The organism is Streptomyces thermodiastaticus (assembly GCF_014656135.1).
Lineage (GTDB): Bacteria > Actinomycetota > Actinomycetes > Streptomycetales > Streptomycetaceae > Streptomyces > Streptomyces thermodiastaticus.
Window position 1 is genome coordinate 70,006 of record NZ_BNBV01000008.1, and the last position, 15,527, is coordinate 85,532.

A 15,527-nucleotide genomic window follows, 5' to 3' on the forward strand; every position below is an offset into this window, starting at 1 on the left:
GAGCAGGGTCCGCGCCGGTGGAGAATGGCAGCCCCGCGCCCCTCAGGATCCGCCCGGGAGGAACAGTTTTGGCGCTCAGCAGACGGACCTTCAGCGCCCTGGCCGGCACCGCCGCGCTCGGACTCGCCCTGGGCGGCAGTGCTGCCTCGGGAGCGACGTCGGCGTACGCCGCGCGGGAGACGTCCGGGTCCCTCCCGCCGCCGGTGCCCTCCGCGGACGGGCAGCGGCACACCGTGGGGTTCGACCGCTACTCGCTGCTGGTGGACGGCCGCCGGCTGCCGCTGTGGTCGGGGGAACTGCATCCGTTCCGGCTGCCCAGCCCCTCGTTGTGGCGGGACATGCTGCAGAAGATGCGCGCCCACGGATTCAACGCGGTCGGCGTGCACGTGGCGTGGAACTACCACTCCCCCGCGCCGGGACGGTACGACTTCACGGGCGTGCGGGACCTGGGGCTGTTCCTTGAGACGGCGGCCGAGTGCGGGCTGTACGTGGTGCTGCGTCCCGGCCCCTACATCGGTGCCGATGTGGACGCCGGCGGTCTGCCGGGCTGGCTCACCGCCACCGCGGGCACCGCGCGGACCGCCGACCCGGCCTTTCTGCGGCATGCGGAGGACTGGCTGACCCGGGTGAACGCCATCGTGTCCCGGTATCTGCTCACCCGGGGCACCGGGACGGTGCTGCTGTACCAGATCGAGAACGGTTATGACGCGCAGGGCGGGGGCGACGCGGACGCCTCCGCGCGGCGCGCCTATCTGTCCTGGCTGTACGCGAAGGTACGGGCGGACGGCATCGACGTGCCCCTGTTCCACAACGACAAGTTCAGGAACGGCTCGTGGATGCCGGGGTCGTTCGACACCGGTGGCTACGACGGGCGTTGGCTGTACGCGTTCGGCGCCTATCCGGCGCCCGGCCGGGTGCCGCGGGACTGGGGGCGGCTCGGCCGCAGCGGCCGCGGCGGCGATGTGCGCATGCCGGTGTTCATGGCGGAGGCGGGCGGCGGCTGGCGTGACGCCTGGGGCGGCGCCGGGTTCGACGGCCAGGGGTACGCCGAGGTGCGGCACACCCGTGACGCGGCGTTCGAGCGCCGGTTCCATCTGACCAACCTGGCCGACGGCGTCACCCTGAGCAACGTGTACATGGCGTTCGGCGGCACCTCGTGGGGCTGGCTGCCGGCACCGCAGGTCTACACGTCCTACGACTACGGGGCGGCGTTCGACGAGGGGCGGCAGGCCACCGGGAAACTGGCGCCGCTGCACCAGATCGGCCACATGCTCCAGCGGGTGCCCGGGATGGTGAAGCTGGAGCCGGCCGGCGAGGAACGCGTGGACGACCGCCTCGTCGTGCGGCGGCTGACGAACCCGGACACGGGTCTGCAGGTGCGGGTGCTGCGCAACGACGGCGGCGAACAGGTGGCCGCGACGGTGCGGGTCGCCGGTGACCGGGTGCCGGTGACCGTTCCGGCACGGGACGCGTGTCTGATGGTCAGCGGGCTCGACCTGGGGCGGCGCCGGCTGCGGTATGCGACCGCGCAGCCGATGGCGGTGCTGTCCGCCGGACGGCAGGACATCGCGGTGTTCTGCGGGCGGCCCGGCGCGATGGCCCGGGTGGTGCTGGAGAGCGACGAGGAACCGCAGGTGATGCGGCTGAGCCGGCAGGCCGCGTACCTCTGGGACCAGGGGCTGTTGCGGGTGACCGCGCCGCTGGGTGCGGGCGGGCTCATCGGGGTCCGGGTGGAGGGCGGCAGCACCGGCCGGCCGCTGCTGCTCCTGCTGGCCGACGACGCCACCTCGCTGCGCCTGTGGCCGCACGACACCCCGGCGGGCCCGGTGCTGGTGTACGGGCCGGAGCTGCTGCGCGGCGCCGTGGTGCGCGGCTCCACGCTGCATCTGACCGGGGACACGGTGGAGTCCGCCGATCTGGAGGTGTGGGCCCCGCGCGGGGTGGAGCAGCTGACGTGGAACGGCCGGGCGGTGCCCACCCGGGTGACCGGCTCGGGCAGTCTGCGGGCGACCGCTTCGCTGCCGGCGGTGCCCGAGGTGCGGCTGCCCGCGCTGGGCGGCTGGCGGATGCGCGCGGAGAACCCGGAGTCCGCGCCCGGCTTCGACGACTCCTCCTGGCGGGTGGCGGACCGGACGACGTCGTTCAGTACGACGCCGGTGCCGAAGGGGCAGCCGGTGCTGTTCGCCGACGACTACGGCTTCCACTACGGCGACGTGTGGTACCGGGGCACCTTCGCCGACGCGGCCGGCCTGCGGTCCGTGTCGCTGTCCTACAGCGCGGGCACGCAGGGGATGCTGATGGCGTGGCTGGACGGGGTGCCGCTGGGCACCCACCGGATGCCCGTGCCGGACCAGCACACGCTCGGCAAGGGGACGTGGCGGGCGACGGCGACGTTCCCGGTGACCGCCCGGCACGTGGCCGCGGGCGGCCCGCATGTGCTGTCCGTGCTCATCCGGCCGATGGGCCACGACCAGGACGGCGGGGTGCGCGACACGCACAAGGCGGCACGCGGCCTGACCTCGGTCGCCTTCGGCGGCGCCTCCCCCCGGGTGCGGTGGCGGATCCAGGGGGCCGGCGAGACCGACCCGGTGCGGGGGCCGTTGAACAACGGCGGCCTGTACGGGGAGCGGCACGGCTGGCATCTGCCCGGATTCGCGGACGGCGACTGGGAGAAGGCGGACTTCGGGCGCGGTGCGCCCCGGCAGGGGGTGACCTGGTACCGCACCACGTTCCGGCTGGACGTCGACCCGGGTGTTGACGCCTCGGTCGGGCTGACCCTGGACGACGACGGGGAGGGGGACTGGCGGGCGCAGGTCTTTCTCAACGGCTGGAACATGGGCCAGTACATCAACGGCGTGGGCCCGCAGCACACGTTCGTGCTGCCCAGCGGCATTCTGCGCACCCGTGGCAGCAACACCCTCGCGCTGGCCGTCCTCTCCGGCGGCACCGCGCCCGCCGGGCCGGACCGGGTGTGGCTGACCCTGCTGGGCAGCGCGGCCGGCGGGGTGCCGGTGGCACCGGTGGCGTCCCCCGGCCGGTGACGGCTCCCCGGGCGGGAGCCTCGCCGGCGGTGCGGCCGGCGGTCAGGAAACGGGCAGGCAACGGTCGTTGCCGGACGGCCGGCGGTCCCCGGATCGCATGACGCGGGCACTTCCTGCCGCGTAGGCTCGGTGCCGCGTGCCCCGCCGGGCTGACCCGGCGGGCCGGAAGGGGTGAAGGATGGACTTCGCGGGCGCGGGGCGACGGGCCTCACGGCTGGTCCCCGCCGTGCTGCGCCGGGCCCGGCAGGGTGCGGCGCGGCGCGCGCTGGCCGCCTCCCTCGCCGCGGCCGTCGGTGCCCGGCTCGGCCCTCCGGCCGGTGTGCGGGAGGTGTGCGGGGCGCTGTGCGAGGAGATGAGCGCACGGCGCGGCGGACGCCCGGTGCGGCTGCGTTTCGAGCGGTTCCCCGACGAGCTCGAAGTGACCGGCCTGTGCGTGGAGTTCCAGGACTTCGACCTGGTGATCGTCGAGGAGCGGGCCGAGGAGTTGCAGCAACTGGTCATCCTGGGGCACGAGTTGTGGCATCTGCAGGCCGGTCACCGGCATCACCGGGTGCCCGGCGCGGCGGCCGAGCATGTACTGGCCGGGCAACCGGGCTGGCGGGACCGGGCGTTGACGATGGCGGCGCGTGACGGCTCCCGCGAGGCCGACGAGGCCGTGGCCGACGACTTCGGGCACCGTCTGGCCGCCGCCGTCAGGTCCTGCCTCGGTCCGGCCGCCCCCGTCGGCGCCCGCGTCCCCGACCGGGTCCAGCGCACGCTGGGCTGTCTGCGGCGCCCCGGAGCGGCCCGGTGACGACGCTGGCCTTCGACCCGGCGGCGCTGCTCGACGCCGTGTACGTCCCGTTCTGGATACCGACGGTGGTGCTGGCCGCCGCCCTGGTCATCAAGCTGCCCACGATCGTGCGGCTGTGGCGGGATCCGCTGCTGCGCGCGGTGGCCGGACTGCTGCTGCTGGCCTGCGCGGTGTTCGTGTTCTGCACGCCGGCGACGATCGCCTGGGTCAACCGGCTCACGGGCGTGCCGAACATCTCGGCGCCGTGGTGCTATTCGCTGCTGACCGCGTTCTGCGGTTCCTGTCTGGTGCTGATCATCACCTGGCGCAGCGGCCTGACCGAGGGGCTGCCCGCCACGCGGCGCGCGGTGCGCTGGGTGGTGACCGTCTACCTGGGTGTGATCGCCGCGCTGTGGGTCCTGTTCGCGCTGGCCGACGTGCCCGTGGAGCGGGTACGGGACCTGGACACGTACTACGCGCGCACCCCGTTCATGCGCGAGGAGATCCTGCTGTACCTCACCGCGCACTGCGTGGCCTGCCTGATCACCTCACGGCTGATCTGGAACTGGGTGCGCGCCGACGGCCTGGACGCGTGGCTGCGCGGCGGGCTGAAGCTGCTGGGCGCCGGCTACGTGCTCAACCTGATCTTCGACGCCTGCAAGCTGACGGCGGTCGCCGCCCGCTGGTGCGGGCGGGACCTGGACTGGCTGAGCACCAACCTGGCACCGCCGGTGGCCGCGCTGTCCGCGATCCTGATCGCCGTCGGCTTCATCCTGCCGCACGCCGGCCAGTACCTGGACGACCGCTGGCGGGTGCATCTCGCCCACCGCGAGCTGCGTCCGCTGTACGAGCTGATGCGCACCGCGAGCGGCGGCGGGGTGCCGTTCGTGCTGCGGGCCACGCCGGAGCTGCGGCTGATCCGGCGGGAGACGTTCATCCGGGACGTGCTGCTGCCGCTGGCCCGGCACCTCGACGCGGGCCTGGCCGACCGCGCCCGCCGGGCGGCGCTCGCCCGCGGTCACACTCCCGACGAGGCGCGGGCGATCGCCGCCGCGGTGGCCATCACGGACGCCGTCGCGACCCGGGGCAGCCGGCCCGAGCCGCCCGACACCGATCACTCGCCCGACCCCACGACCCTGCTGAAGGAGATCGGGGCCGTCTCGCGAGCCCTCCGCCGTCCCGACGAGATCGAGGCGGTCCGCGCCCGTGCGGCCGCCGAAGCAGAGAGCGTTCTGGTCCATGAGCCTGCCGTCCACGAGCCGTCCGCACACCGGCCCGACCCCCATGAGTGACCGCTCCACCGCCGTCGTCCTCGGCGGCTCCCTGGCCGGTCTGCTCGCCGCCCGCGCCCTGGCGCCCTTCGCCGGCCGGGTCCTGCTGATCGAACGGGACGCGCTGCCCGAGGGTCCCGAGCCCCGCAGGGGTGTGCCGCAGGCGCGGCATGTGCACCAGCTGTGGTCGGGGGGTGCGCTGGCGCTGGAGCAGCTGCTGCCCGGGGTCACCGGGCGGCTGCTGGCGGCCGGCGGGACCCGGATGCCGGTGCCCACCGACATGGTGGCGCTGTCCCCGTACGGCTGGTTCCGGCGCTGGTCGGAGTCGGCGTTCATGCTGCGCAGCAGCCGCGACCTGTTGGAGTCGGTGATACGGCGGGAGGTGCTCGCCGACGGGCGGGTGACGGCGGTGGACCGCACCGAGGTGCTGGGGCTCACCGGCACCCGGGCCGCGGTGACCGGCGTGCGGCTGCGCGGTGCGGACGGGGCGGAGCGGACGCTGCGGGCCGGCCTGGTGGTGGACGCCACCGGGCGGGGCTCGCGGGCGCCACGGTGGCTGGCCGCGTTCGGGCTGCCCTCGGCGCGGCGGCGGGAGGTCAGCTCGGGAGTGGTGTACGCGAGCCGGCTGTTCCGGGCGCCGGAGGGTGCCGGGGACGACTTCCCCGTCGTCAACGTCCAGCCCGATCCGCGGGGCGGCCGGCCGGGGCGCGGCGGGGTGCTGATGCCCGTGGAGGACGGCCGGTGGCTGGTCACCGTGTTCGGCAGCCGGGGCGGCGAACCCACGCCGGACGCGGACGACTTCGTGCGCTACGCCCGTGAGGAGCTGCGCCATCCCGTCATCGGGGAGCTGCTGGCCGGTGCCGAGCCGCTGAGCGAGGTGGCGTTCACCCGCAGCACCGCCAACCGGCGCTGGTACTACGAGCGGATGCCCGCCTGGCCGGAGAACTTCGTGGTGGTCGGGGACGCGGTGTGCGCGCTGAACCCGGTGTACGGGCACGGCATGACCGTGGCCGCGCAGACCGCGCTGGCGGTGCGGGACCTGGTCCGCCGCCGGGGATTCGGCACGGCGGGGCTGGCCCGGCGGATCCAGCGGACGGTGGGGCGCACGGTGCGCACCGCCTGGGATCTGGCGGTCGGCTCGGACGTGTTCTACCCGCAGGCCACCGAGACCGGTCCGACGCTGCGCGAGCGGGCGACGCAGGCGTATGTGGGGCGGCTGATGTACACGGCGACCGGCAACGGGCGGATCGCCCGGCGGGTGACGTCCGTGACGTCGCTGGAGCGGGGCGTGGCGTCGCTGCTCGCCCCGAGCGTGCTGCTCGCGGCGGCGGTGGGACCGCTGAAGCCGCAGCTGGCGGGCCCGCCGCTGACGCGGCGGGAGCGCAGGGCGGCGGGCTCGGCGTGACCGGCGGCCACGGGGCCCCTGTCCCGTGATGCCGTCCCGGCACCGGTGACAGGGGGACGAGGATCAGCCGGCGAAGGCCGGCTGCGGCAGCCCGCTGCCGGCGCCCGGCACCACCAGCAGCGCGCCGGCCAGCGGGTGCGGTGCCGTCAGACCGGCGCGGGCGGTGGTGATGTACAGGTCGGTCAGGTCCGGGCCGCCGAAGGCGCAGGCCGTGGTGCGCGGCACGGGCAGCTCGATCACCCGGTCCAGCCGTCCGTCGGGCGTGTAGCGGCGCACCGCGCCGCCGTCCCACAGGGCCACCCAGACACAGCCGTCGGCGTCGACCGTGAGGCCGTCGGGATAGCCGGCGCCGTCCTCCACCCGGGCCAGCGGCCGCCGGTTGCGCACTTGGGGGCCGTCGACGTCGAAGACGTCGATCCGGCGGGTGGGCGTGTCGATGTAGTACATCAGCCGGCCGTCGGGGCTCCAGCCGGTGCCGTTGCTCACCGTCACGTCGTCCAGGACGAGCTGCGCCGTGCCGTCGCCGGTCAGGCGGGTCAGGGTGCCGCCGCCCGGGGACTCGTCGTAGCGCATGGTGCCGGCCCACAGGGCGCCGTCGGGGGCGACGGCGGCGTCGTTGCCGCGACGGCCGGGAACCGGGTCGCGGTGCAGCCAGCGGAAGGTGCCGTCGGGGTCGGTGAGGCCGACGCCGTCCCGCAGGTTCAGCACCAGGCCGCCGCCGGCGCGCGGTGCGGCAGCGCCCACGTGCTGTTCGGTGGTGCGGACCGTGCGGCGGCCGGTGGCCGGGTCGAAGGTGTGCACCCGTGAGGCGAGGATGTCCACCCAGACGAGGTGTCCGGCGGCCGGGTCCCAGGTGGGGCCCTCGCCCAGCTCGGCCTGGGCCCGTACCGCGACCTCGTACGCCGTCGTGATGTGTGCCGTCATGCCGCCCTCCGGTGGCCGAGCCGTTCCGACAGGTCCGTGGCGCCCTGGGCGGCGAGCCGCTCCAGCTCGGCGCGGCGCTCCTCGCTCCAGCGGATCATGGGGACGGAGATGGACAGCGCGGCGACGACCTGGCCGGTGCGGTCGCGCACCGGGGCGGCCACGCAGCCGACGTCCGGGTTGGACTCCCGCATCTCCACGGCCAGGCCGCGCCGGCGGATGCCGGCCAGGGCCTCGCGCAGGGCCGCCGGGTCGGTGACGCTGTGCGGGGTCATCGCGACCAGCTCGGCGTCGTCCGGGAGGCGGGCGGCCAGCTCCTGCTCGGGCAGGCAGGCCAGCAGCATCTTGCCGACCGCGGTGCAGTGCGCCGGCAGGCGGCGACCGACCGCGGAGACCATGCGCACCGCGTGCGTGGAGTCCACCTTGGCGATGTAGATGACGTCGGTGTCCTCCAGGATCGCCACATGCACCGTCTCGTCGCAGGTCTCGGCGACCGAGCGGGCGACCTGCTGGCCCTCGGCGGCGAGGTCCAGCTGCTCGGCGTAGCGGCTGCCCAGCTGGTAGGGACGCACTCCGAGGCGGTACCGTCCGGGCTGGTCGGGGACCGGGACCAGGTACTTGCGGGCGGCGAGCGTGGTGACCAGCTCGTGCACCGTGGTGCGCGGCAGCTGCAGCTTGCGCACGATGTCCGGGGCGGAGAGCGTGCCGTCCCCGTCGAGGAACAGTTCGAGGATGTCGAGAGCCCGGGTCACGGCGGGCACGAGGCGTCCCACGGCCGGCTCCCTCCCTTGCGGCAGGCCTGTGTTCGAGATATCAACAGGCGATCGGCATGACGAACACAGGCTAGCCAGCGCACGGGACACGGGCAATGGCCGCGACGGGTGGGGCCGTCGTTCCCCGCCGGGCGGTACCGGGTTGCGGCCGCAGGACGGGGAACGGCCGCACGGCGGGCGACGCGTGCCGCTCGTGACGCGGGCGCGCGGCAAGCACCGCCCGCGTGACCGGGGACGTGCCGTCCCCGTGGTGCGGGCGCGCGGCGGGCCGCCGTGGACCACGATGGTGCCCATGCCCGACGCGCCGCGCCCCGCCCGCCCCTTCACCGTGCTCGACTTCCAGCTGGTGCTGCTGCGCCGCATGGCCGACCACAACCCGGACCTGGTGGAGGACGCCCGCCGCACCCTGGGGGTCTCGCGCGCCGGGATGCGGGAGGCCAACAGACGGTGGCAGGCGATGGTCCGCGCGCCCGGGGGCCGCTCGGCGGCGGCCCGCTACCGCTCGGTCCTCGGTGCCCCGGAGTCGGTCACCGCGCGCCGCATCGGCGACCTGGACTGCGAGGCCCGGCAGTGGCCGCTCCCCCTCTGGCCGGATCTGCGCTTCGAGGTGCTGGCCGGGCCGCGGGGCCAAGTGTGGAACGCGTGGCTGGTGCGCGCCCCGTCGGCGCCGGCACCGCGGCTGCGCACCCTGGCGGACCTCACCCCGTGGTCCTGCACCGTCGACGAGGCTGCCCGCGCCTTCGCCCCGGCCCGCCCCCTGGAGGGCACCGCGCCCACCCGCTGGGGCCTGGCCTTCACCGCACCGGACACCGAGGGCGTACCGCGGCGGGTCGTCGCGGAGTTCACCTGGGGGCTGCTGCAACGGACGCGGGTGGACTAGGAGTCCTGCCGACCGCCGGGTGCGAGCGCGGCCTGACAGATCGCCTGCGCCACCGGCGCCACGGACTGCGGGTGCAGCCACAGGAACAGGTTCGGCTCGACCAGCTCCAGCTCCATCACCTTCGGTTCGCCGTCGTCGCCGTCCACCAGGTCCACACGGGCGTACAGCAGCTCGGCACCGCCGGGCACGGCGGCCAGGGCCCGTTCGGCGACGGCGCGTTCGGCGGGCGTGGGCGTCCACGGCCGCAGGTCCGGGTGGGCCACCTTGTCCGCGTCGTAGGGGGTGCCGGGGCTCAGCACGGCCCGTTTGCGGCTGGCGTGCACCAGCCGGCCGCCGCAGAACTGCAGCGCCCGCTCGCCGGCGGTGTCGATCCGGGTGAGGTACGGCTGCACCATCGCGGCCAGGCCCTCGGCGTGCATGCGGGCGATCTGGGCGGCGGCCCGGTCCCGTTCGCCGGGCGTGTACCGGGCGGCGTAGCGGGCTCCGGCCCCGTGGACCGGCTTGACGACGAACTCGTGACCGCCGGGCAGGTCACCGGCGGCCGGGGTGTCGCCGGGGTCGAGATACCGGGTGGGGACCACGGGCACACCGGCGGCGGCCAGGTCGCCGAGGTAGCGCTTGTCGGTGTTCCAGCGCACGACGTCCAGCGGGTTGGCGAGCCGGGTCAGTTTCGCGCACCGCTCGGCCCACGCCAGGAACTCCTCGGTGCGCCAGGTGTAGTCCCAGGTGGAGCGTATGACGACGAGGTCGAACGCCGCCCAGTCGGTGTCCGGCGCGTCCCAGGGCAGGACGTGTGTCTCGGCCCCGGCGCCCGTGAGCGCCTCCGCCAGGGTGGGCAGGTCGCGGTCCCGGTTCGGGGCGCCCTGGGGGTCGTAGGTGGCGAGTGCGACACGAGGCACGGCGGTCTCCCTCTTCGACGGCGGCCGGGGCGGAGCGCCTCGCACGCTAACACTGGTGTAGGAACGAGGGGTGTCGTCCGCCGAAGCCGACCTGTGAGGAGTGCGCCGCGTGTCTCGTCTCTTTCCGTCCCTGACAGACGATCCCGTCGCGCAGGAGGCCCTGCGGTTCGGTGACCGGTCGCTGACCTACCGGCGGCTCGCGGCGGCGGCCGGTGCCGTCGGTGCCCGGGTGCGGGGGCGACAGCGGGTCGCGGTGTGGGCGACGCCCACGCTGGAGACGGCCGTCGCGGTGGTGGGCACGCTGCTGGCCGGGGTGGCCGCCGTGCCGCTGAACCCCAAGGCGGGCGAGAAGGAACTCGGCCACATCGTCGGCGACAGCGACCCGTCGGTGGTGCTGGCCGCGCCCGGCGTCGAACTGCCCGCCGCACTGGCCGGGCTGGAGCGGATCGACGTCGACGCGGACGCGGACGGGCCCGTGCCCGTGGAGAACGCGGACGAGGGCGATCCGGCCCTGATCGTCTACACCTCCGGGACCACCGGCCCGCCCAAGGGTGCCGTCATCCCGCGCCGGGCCGTGGCCGCCACCCTGGACGCGCTCACCGACGCCTGGCAGTGGACGGAGCGGGACGTGCTGGTGCACGGGCTGCCGCTGTTCCATGTGCACGGCCTGGTGCTCGGCACCCTCGGCCCGCTGCGGCGCGGCGGCAGCGTCCGCCACCTGGGCCGGTTCAGCACCGAGGGGGTGGCGCGGGAGCTGAGCGACGGCGCGACGATGCTGTTCGGGGTGCCCACCATGTACCACCGGATCGCCGAGGCGCTGCCCGGCGACCCGGCACTGGTCAAGGCGCTGGCGGAGGCCCGGCTGCTGGTGTCGGGATCCGCGGCGCTGCCCGTGCACGACCACGAGCGGATCGCGGCGGCCACCGGGCGGCGGGTCGTCGAGCGGTACGGCATGACCGAGACGCTGATGAACACCAGCGTGCGGGCCGACGGCGAGGCCCGCTCCGGCACGGTCGGGGTGCCGCTGCCGGGCGTGGAGCTGCGGCTGGTGGAGGAGGACGGCACGCCGATCACCGCGCTGGACGGGGAGACGGTCGGCGAGATCCAGGTGCGCGGGCCGAACCTGTTCACCGAGTACCTGAACCGGCCCGACGCGACGGCCGCCGCGTTCACCGCGGACGGGTTCTTCCGCACCGGGGACATGGCGGTGCGCGACCCCGACGGCTCTGTGCGCATCGTCGGCCGCAAGGCCACCGACCTGATCAAGAGCGGCGGGTACAAGATCGGCGCCGGGGAGATCGAGAACGCGCTGCTGGAGCACCCGGCGGTGCGGGAGGCCGCGGTCACCGGGGAGCCGGACGCGGACCTGGGCGAGCGGATCGTGGCCTGGATCGTCCCGGCCGACCCGCAGTCCCCGCCCGGTCTTCAGGAGCTGGCGGACCATGTGGCGCGGCGGCTCGCCCCGCACAAGCGGCCCCGCGCGGTGCGGATCCTGGACGTGATGCCCCGCAACGACATGGGCAAGATCATGAAGCGGGCGCTGGGCTCCGCCTGACGGCCCGGCGCGGACGCGGACGGCGCCGCCTCCCTGGGACGGGGAGGCGGCGCCGCCGTGTGTTCCCCGGGCGTCAGACCAGCCAGCCGACGAGGTGGATCAGGCCGGCGAGGACGTGCGTGAGGACGTTCATGATCGTGCTGTCTCCTTGCAGTGCTTACGTGTGGGACCTACGCCAACTACGGTCTGCAGCCCGTCGCTTGCGCACCGTCAGTATCGAGCGCCCCGCGCGCCCCGTGCGATCACTTCTGCGACGATCACCTGTTCAAGCGAACATCTGCTCCCGTGTTCGACTGTTCGACCTGCGGCCTACGGCCCCTGCCGCACCCCCGCGGCCCGCACGATCTCCTGCCGCACCGAGCCGCCCCGGTCGTCGCGTGCCACGGCCCGCAGCGACACGGCGGCGGCGCCCTGCGGCACGGTCAGCGTGCCGCTCCAGTGGCCGCGCTCCCCGGTGAGCCGGACCGCCCGCCAGGTGGCGCCGTCGTCGTAGGACACCTCCAGCGCGCCGTGCCCGATGGTCCCGGTGTCCGTCGCCCCGGCGACGTACCGCGCGTCCAGGGTGACGGGGATCCGCCGGCCCGCCCGTACGTCGCCGGCGAGGTCGGTGGGCAGGCCGTAGGCGAGGTTGATCAGGGGCAGCGTGGCCGGGGCGTCGGCGGGGGCGGCGGCCGAGCGGAACGTCCACTCGGTGTGCCCCAGGGTGGCGATGCCCCAGCGGGCGGCGTCCAGCGCGGTGTCGGTGACGAGCCGCCAGGTGTGCTCGTCGGCGGGCGCGCCGGTGACGTACACGTAGGGACCACTGCCCTGGTACACCGGCTCGCCGTCCAGGTCCAGAGCCGTGGCCTGGGTCATGCCGCTGTCCGGGCTGAAGGTGTCGCCGTAGCCGGTGTGGTCGGGGCCGGAGTCGCCCCAGCCGGGCACCTCGAAGCGCAGGTCGTTCCCGAAGCGCTGCGGTCCGGTGTTCAGGGCGGTGCCCAGCCACGGGTGCCAGACGGGCCGGAACCAGTGCAGCGCGGGGCGGCTGCCGCCGGTGTAGCGGACCAGGCCGCCGCGCTGCTCCCAGGTGCCGGCGCCGGCCGTGACGGACTCGTGCCAGAGCTGTCCGGGGCCGGTGGAGACGTAGTCGGTGCGCTCGGCGGGGCAGGGCAGGCTCTCCTGGAAGCCGATGCCGACCGGGAAGGTGCCGGTGACCGAGTACCGGAACTCGCCGCACTCCACCGGTGTACGGGCGTGGAACGTCACCTGGATCCGGGCGAGTTCGCGGGTGCCCGGCGCATAGGTGAGGTCGCGGTCGGGGACGCCGCCGCGATGGCTGTGCGCCAGGTCGTAGACGTACGGCGTGGTGGGGGTGCCGGTCATCACGACGCGGTGTGCGGCGCGCAGCCGGGCGGCGTCGGTGGCGTTCACCGAGGCGATCGGCAGGGGCCGGTCCCCGTCGGCGGTGCCCCACCACGCGGTGAGCCGGCCGGGGGTGTCGTCGGTGACGAACAGCGCCTTCGCGCCCGCGTCCTGCACCGCCTGGGCGAGCGCGGACGGCTCGGTGCCGTCGGCGAGGCGGGCCAGGACCGCCGCGCCGCGCACGTCCCGGCCGGTGAGGTCACCGGTGCCGACGTCCACCAGCGGCAGGGTGCTGCGGCCCTCGGGCAGGGTGCCGCCCGCCTGCACGACGGCCTCCCCGATCCCTTCGACCTGCAGCAGGGGCTCGCCCAGCCGCCACACGGTGCGGTACTCGAAGCCGCCCTGCGTCACCGTGCCGGTCGGCGCGGCGAAGACGCTGTCGTACAGCTGCGGCACCTGCACGGCCTCGGAGACGTCCACGCCGCCGGCCGTGCGGTCGTACTCCATGAGCAGCTGCCGGGTCTCGGTGCGGCGGTGGACGTCGGCGCGTATCTCGCGCAGCCGCCGCCCGTCGAGGGTGATCCCGCGGTCGCGGTCGACGACGACCTCGGGGGCGGCGAGGAAACCGAGGCCGAGGGAGTCGGCGCCGTGGCTGCCGTGCACGGGGAGGAAGCAGGCCAGGCTGTAGGTGCCGGGTTCCAGGCGCAGGTGCAGGGTGCCGTCGTCGCCGGCGTGGGCGGTGACCGGGTCGGCGCCCTCGGCGAGCCGCTGCACGGTCACATCGGCGGGCACGGCGGTGCCGTCGCGGCCAGTGACGTGCACGGTCAGCGTGTACCGCTCGTCCTCCCTGACCAGGCCGACCACGGTGTGCGCGACGGGGGTGCCGCTCGCGTCGGCGGCGACGATCTGCCCGCTGCTGGTGCCGGCGGGGGCCCGGGCGGCGTCGCCGGTGACCGTGGTGGAGGCGGAGCCGTGCGCGGGGACGGTGAGGGCGGTGTCGGCGAGGGTGACGACGCCGTCGGGCATGCCGGTCACCGTCAGGTGCAGCCGGACGTCCTCGCCGGAGGAGTTGGTGTAGGTCAGGGTGCGGGTCACCGGGGTGTCCGCCTCGGGCGGCCAGGAGTAAAAGCCGAGGTCGGCGCTGCCGGTCGCGGTGATGCGGGCGTTCACGGCGCCGGGCACGCTGACCCGGCCGGCGCCCAGCCGGTAGGCGGAGTCGTCCAGCTGCTTCGAGGTCGACATCAGGGCGTCCTTGAGGCGGGCGCCGCTCCAGCCGGGGTGCTGCTGGGCGAGCAGCGCGGCGACGCCGGCGACCTGGGGTGCGGCCATGGAGGTGCCGCTCATCGTGGTGTAGTAGCCGCTGCCCTCGGTCAGCTGGGAGCGGGCGGCGAGCACGTCCGTGCCGGGCGCGGCGAGGTCGGGTTTGAGGGCGTTGTCGCCGGCGCGGGGTCCGGCGCTGGTGAAGGAGGCGGCCCGGTCGGCGGAGTCGACGGCGCCGACGGTGAGCGCGGCGTCGGCGGCGCCGGGCGAGCCGATGGACGACGGTGCTCCGGTGTTGCCGGCCGCGGCCACGAACAGGGTGCCGGTCTCCCGGGTGAGGGTGTCCACGGCGCGGGCCATCGGGTCGGTGCCGTCACTGGGTTCGGTGGTGCTCAGGCTCATCGACACGATCCGCGCCCCCACCTCGCGGGCGGCCCACTCCATCCCGGCGATGATCTGCGACTCGCTGCCGTTGCCCTGATCGTCGAGGACCTTGCCGACGGCGAGCGTGGCCTCGGGGGCGACGCCCCGCTCGGTGCCCCCGGAGGCGGCGCCGCTGCCGCCCACGATGGAGGTGACATGGGTGCCGTGGCCGTTGCGGTCGGCGACGTCCTCGCCGTCGACGAAGCTGCGGGCGGCGGCGATCCGTCCCTCGAGGTCCGGATGGGTGGCGTCGACGCCGGTGTCCAGGACGGCGATGGTGACGCCCTTGCCCGTGAGGCCGGACTGCCAGGCCGTGGGGGTGCCGATCTGCGCGTTGCTCCGCGCGAGGCCGGCGTGCACCCGTGCGTCCAGCCACACCGCGTCGACGTCCGTGCCGGCGGTGAGGGCCTGCCATACGGCGCGGCCCTTGCCGGCGGTGACGGCGGCGCCGCGCACGCTGGGCAGGGACCGCACCCGCCGGGTGCCGGGCGGCGCGGGGGCCGCCGTGACGCCCCGGCCGTCCTTGTAGGTGACGATCAGCGGGAGTTCACCGGTCTCCTCGTCGGTGAGGCCCTGCCGGATCAGCGCGCTGACGTCGAACAGCCGCCGGTCCAGGGTGCCCGCCCGCAGATACGGCAGCGCCTCGTCCGGCACGACGGAGATGTCGCCGTTCACCGTCCGGGTGCGCACGGCGCCGGCCGCTCCCCGGGGCCGCCGCACGGTGACCGTCGTCTTCCCGCCGCCGAGGCCGGTGACGGTGACCTTGTCCCCGGTGACGAGGGTGACGGTGCGGGCGGCCCCCGGTGCCTGTCCCGCCCGCGCCGGTGCCGTGGCCCGTACGGCTTCGGCGGCCGCCGTCGTGGCCTCGGCGGCCGCCCGGCCGGTGCCCGCCGGGAGCAGGGCGAGCACGAGTGTGCCCGCCAGCAGCGTCGTCCCGCGTCCGACTGGTCCTGCGCTCATGCGTGCCTCTCTTCACAGCGGTGCTG

Annotated in this window: 10 protein-coding genes; 6 read left to right on the plus strand and 4 right to left on the minus strand. The window is 75.2% G+C overall.

Features of this window, described 5'->3' with window-relative positions; genetic code table 11:
- The first annotated feature begins 68 nt into the window (after positions 1 to 68).
- The 4 genes from IE286_RS10365 to IE286_RS10380 all read left to right on the plus strand — a co-directional run bounded on the left by IE286_RS10365 (position 69) and on the right by IE286_RS10380 (position 6,489).
- A complete protein-coding gene (locus IE286_RS10365; RefSeq protein WP_189796346.1) occupies positions 69 to 3,041 on the plus strand; it encodes a glycoside hydrolase family 35 protein in 2,973 nt (990 codons plus the stop codon).
- A gap of 178 nt (positions 3,042 to 3,219) precedes the next feature.
- Entirely contained in the window at positions 3,220 to 3,834 is a 615-nt protein-coding gene (locus IE286_RS10370) for a toxin-antitoxin system, toxin component family protein (protein WP_189796347.1), read from the plus strand.
- A complete protein-coding gene (locus IE286_RS10375) occupies positions 3,831 to 5,105 on the plus strand; it encodes an MAB_1171c family putative transporter (RefSeq protein ID WP_189796348.1) in 1,275 nt (424 codons plus the stop codon). Before IE286_RS10370 ends, IE286_RS10375 begins: the two co-directional genes overlap by 4 nt.
- Positions 5,098 to 6,489 (plus strand): NAD(P)/FAD-dependent oxidoreductase, encoded by a 1,392-nt coding sequence (locus IE286_RS10380; RefSeq protein ID WP_189796349.1) that lies wholly within the window; start codon positions 5,098 to 5,100, stop codon positions 6,487 to 6,489. The genes IE286_RS10375 and IE286_RS10380 overlap by 8 nt, the downstream gene beginning before the upstream one ends.
- 63 nt (positions 6,490 to 6,552) lie before the next feature.
- On the opposite strand, the gene IE286_RS10385 is transcribed toward IE286_RS10380, so the two are convergent.
- Together IE286_RS10385 and IE286_RS10390 are read right to left on the minus strand one after the other, a co-directional pair.
- The gene (locus IE286_RS10385; protein WP_189796350.1) at positions 6,553 to 7,413 is read right to left on the minus strand and encodes an SMP-30/gluconolactonase/LRE family protein; all 861 of its coding nucleotides are present in this window, start codon (positions 7,411 to 7,413) and stop codon (positions 6,553 to 6,555) included.
- Entirely contained in the window at positions 7,410 to 8,183 is a 774-nt protein-coding gene (locus IE286_RS10390) for an IclR family transcriptional regulator (RefSeq protein WP_189796351.1), read from the minus strand. The genes IE286_RS10385 and IE286_RS10390 overlap by 4 nt, the downstream gene beginning before the upstream one ends.
- Before the next feature lie 283 nt (positions 8,184 to 8,466).
- Between IE286_RS10390 and IE286_RS10395 the strand changes: the two genes are divergently transcribed.
- Positions 8,467 to 9,063: a hypothetical protein gene (locus tag IE286_RS10395; protein ID WP_189796456.1), complete on the plus strand. Its 597-nt coding sequence runs from the start codon at positions 8,467 to 8,469 to the stop codon at positions 9,061 to 9,063.
- Here the strand turns inward: IE286_RS10395 and IE286_RS10400 are convergent.
- Positions 9,060 to 9,962 (minus strand): ATP-grasp domain-containing protein, encoded by a 903-nt coding sequence (locus tag IE286_RS10400; protein WP_189796352.1) that lies wholly within the window; start codon positions 9,960 to 9,962, stop codon positions 9,060 to 9,062. The two genes, IE286_RS10395 and IE286_RS10400, sit on opposite strands and share 4 nt — an antisense overlap.
- Before the next feature lie 109 nt (positions 9,963 to 10,071).
- Between IE286_RS10400 and IE286_RS10405 the strand changes: the two genes are divergently transcribed.
- Positions 10,072 to 11,517, plus strand: coding sequence for an acyl-CoA synthetase (locus IE286_RS10405; RefSeq protein ID WP_189796353.1), 1,446 nt, complete (start codon positions 10,072 to 10,074; stop codon positions 11,515 to 11,517).
- 309 nt (positions 11,518 to 11,826) lie between these two features.
- On the opposite strand, the gene IE286_RS10410 is transcribed toward IE286_RS10405, so the two are convergent.
- Entirely contained in the window at positions 11,827 to 15,501 is a 3,675-nt protein-coding gene (locus tag IE286_RS10410) for a S8 family serine peptidase (protein ID WP_189796354.1), read from the minus strand.
- Between the last annotated feature and the right edge of the window lie 26 nt (positions 15,502 to 15,527).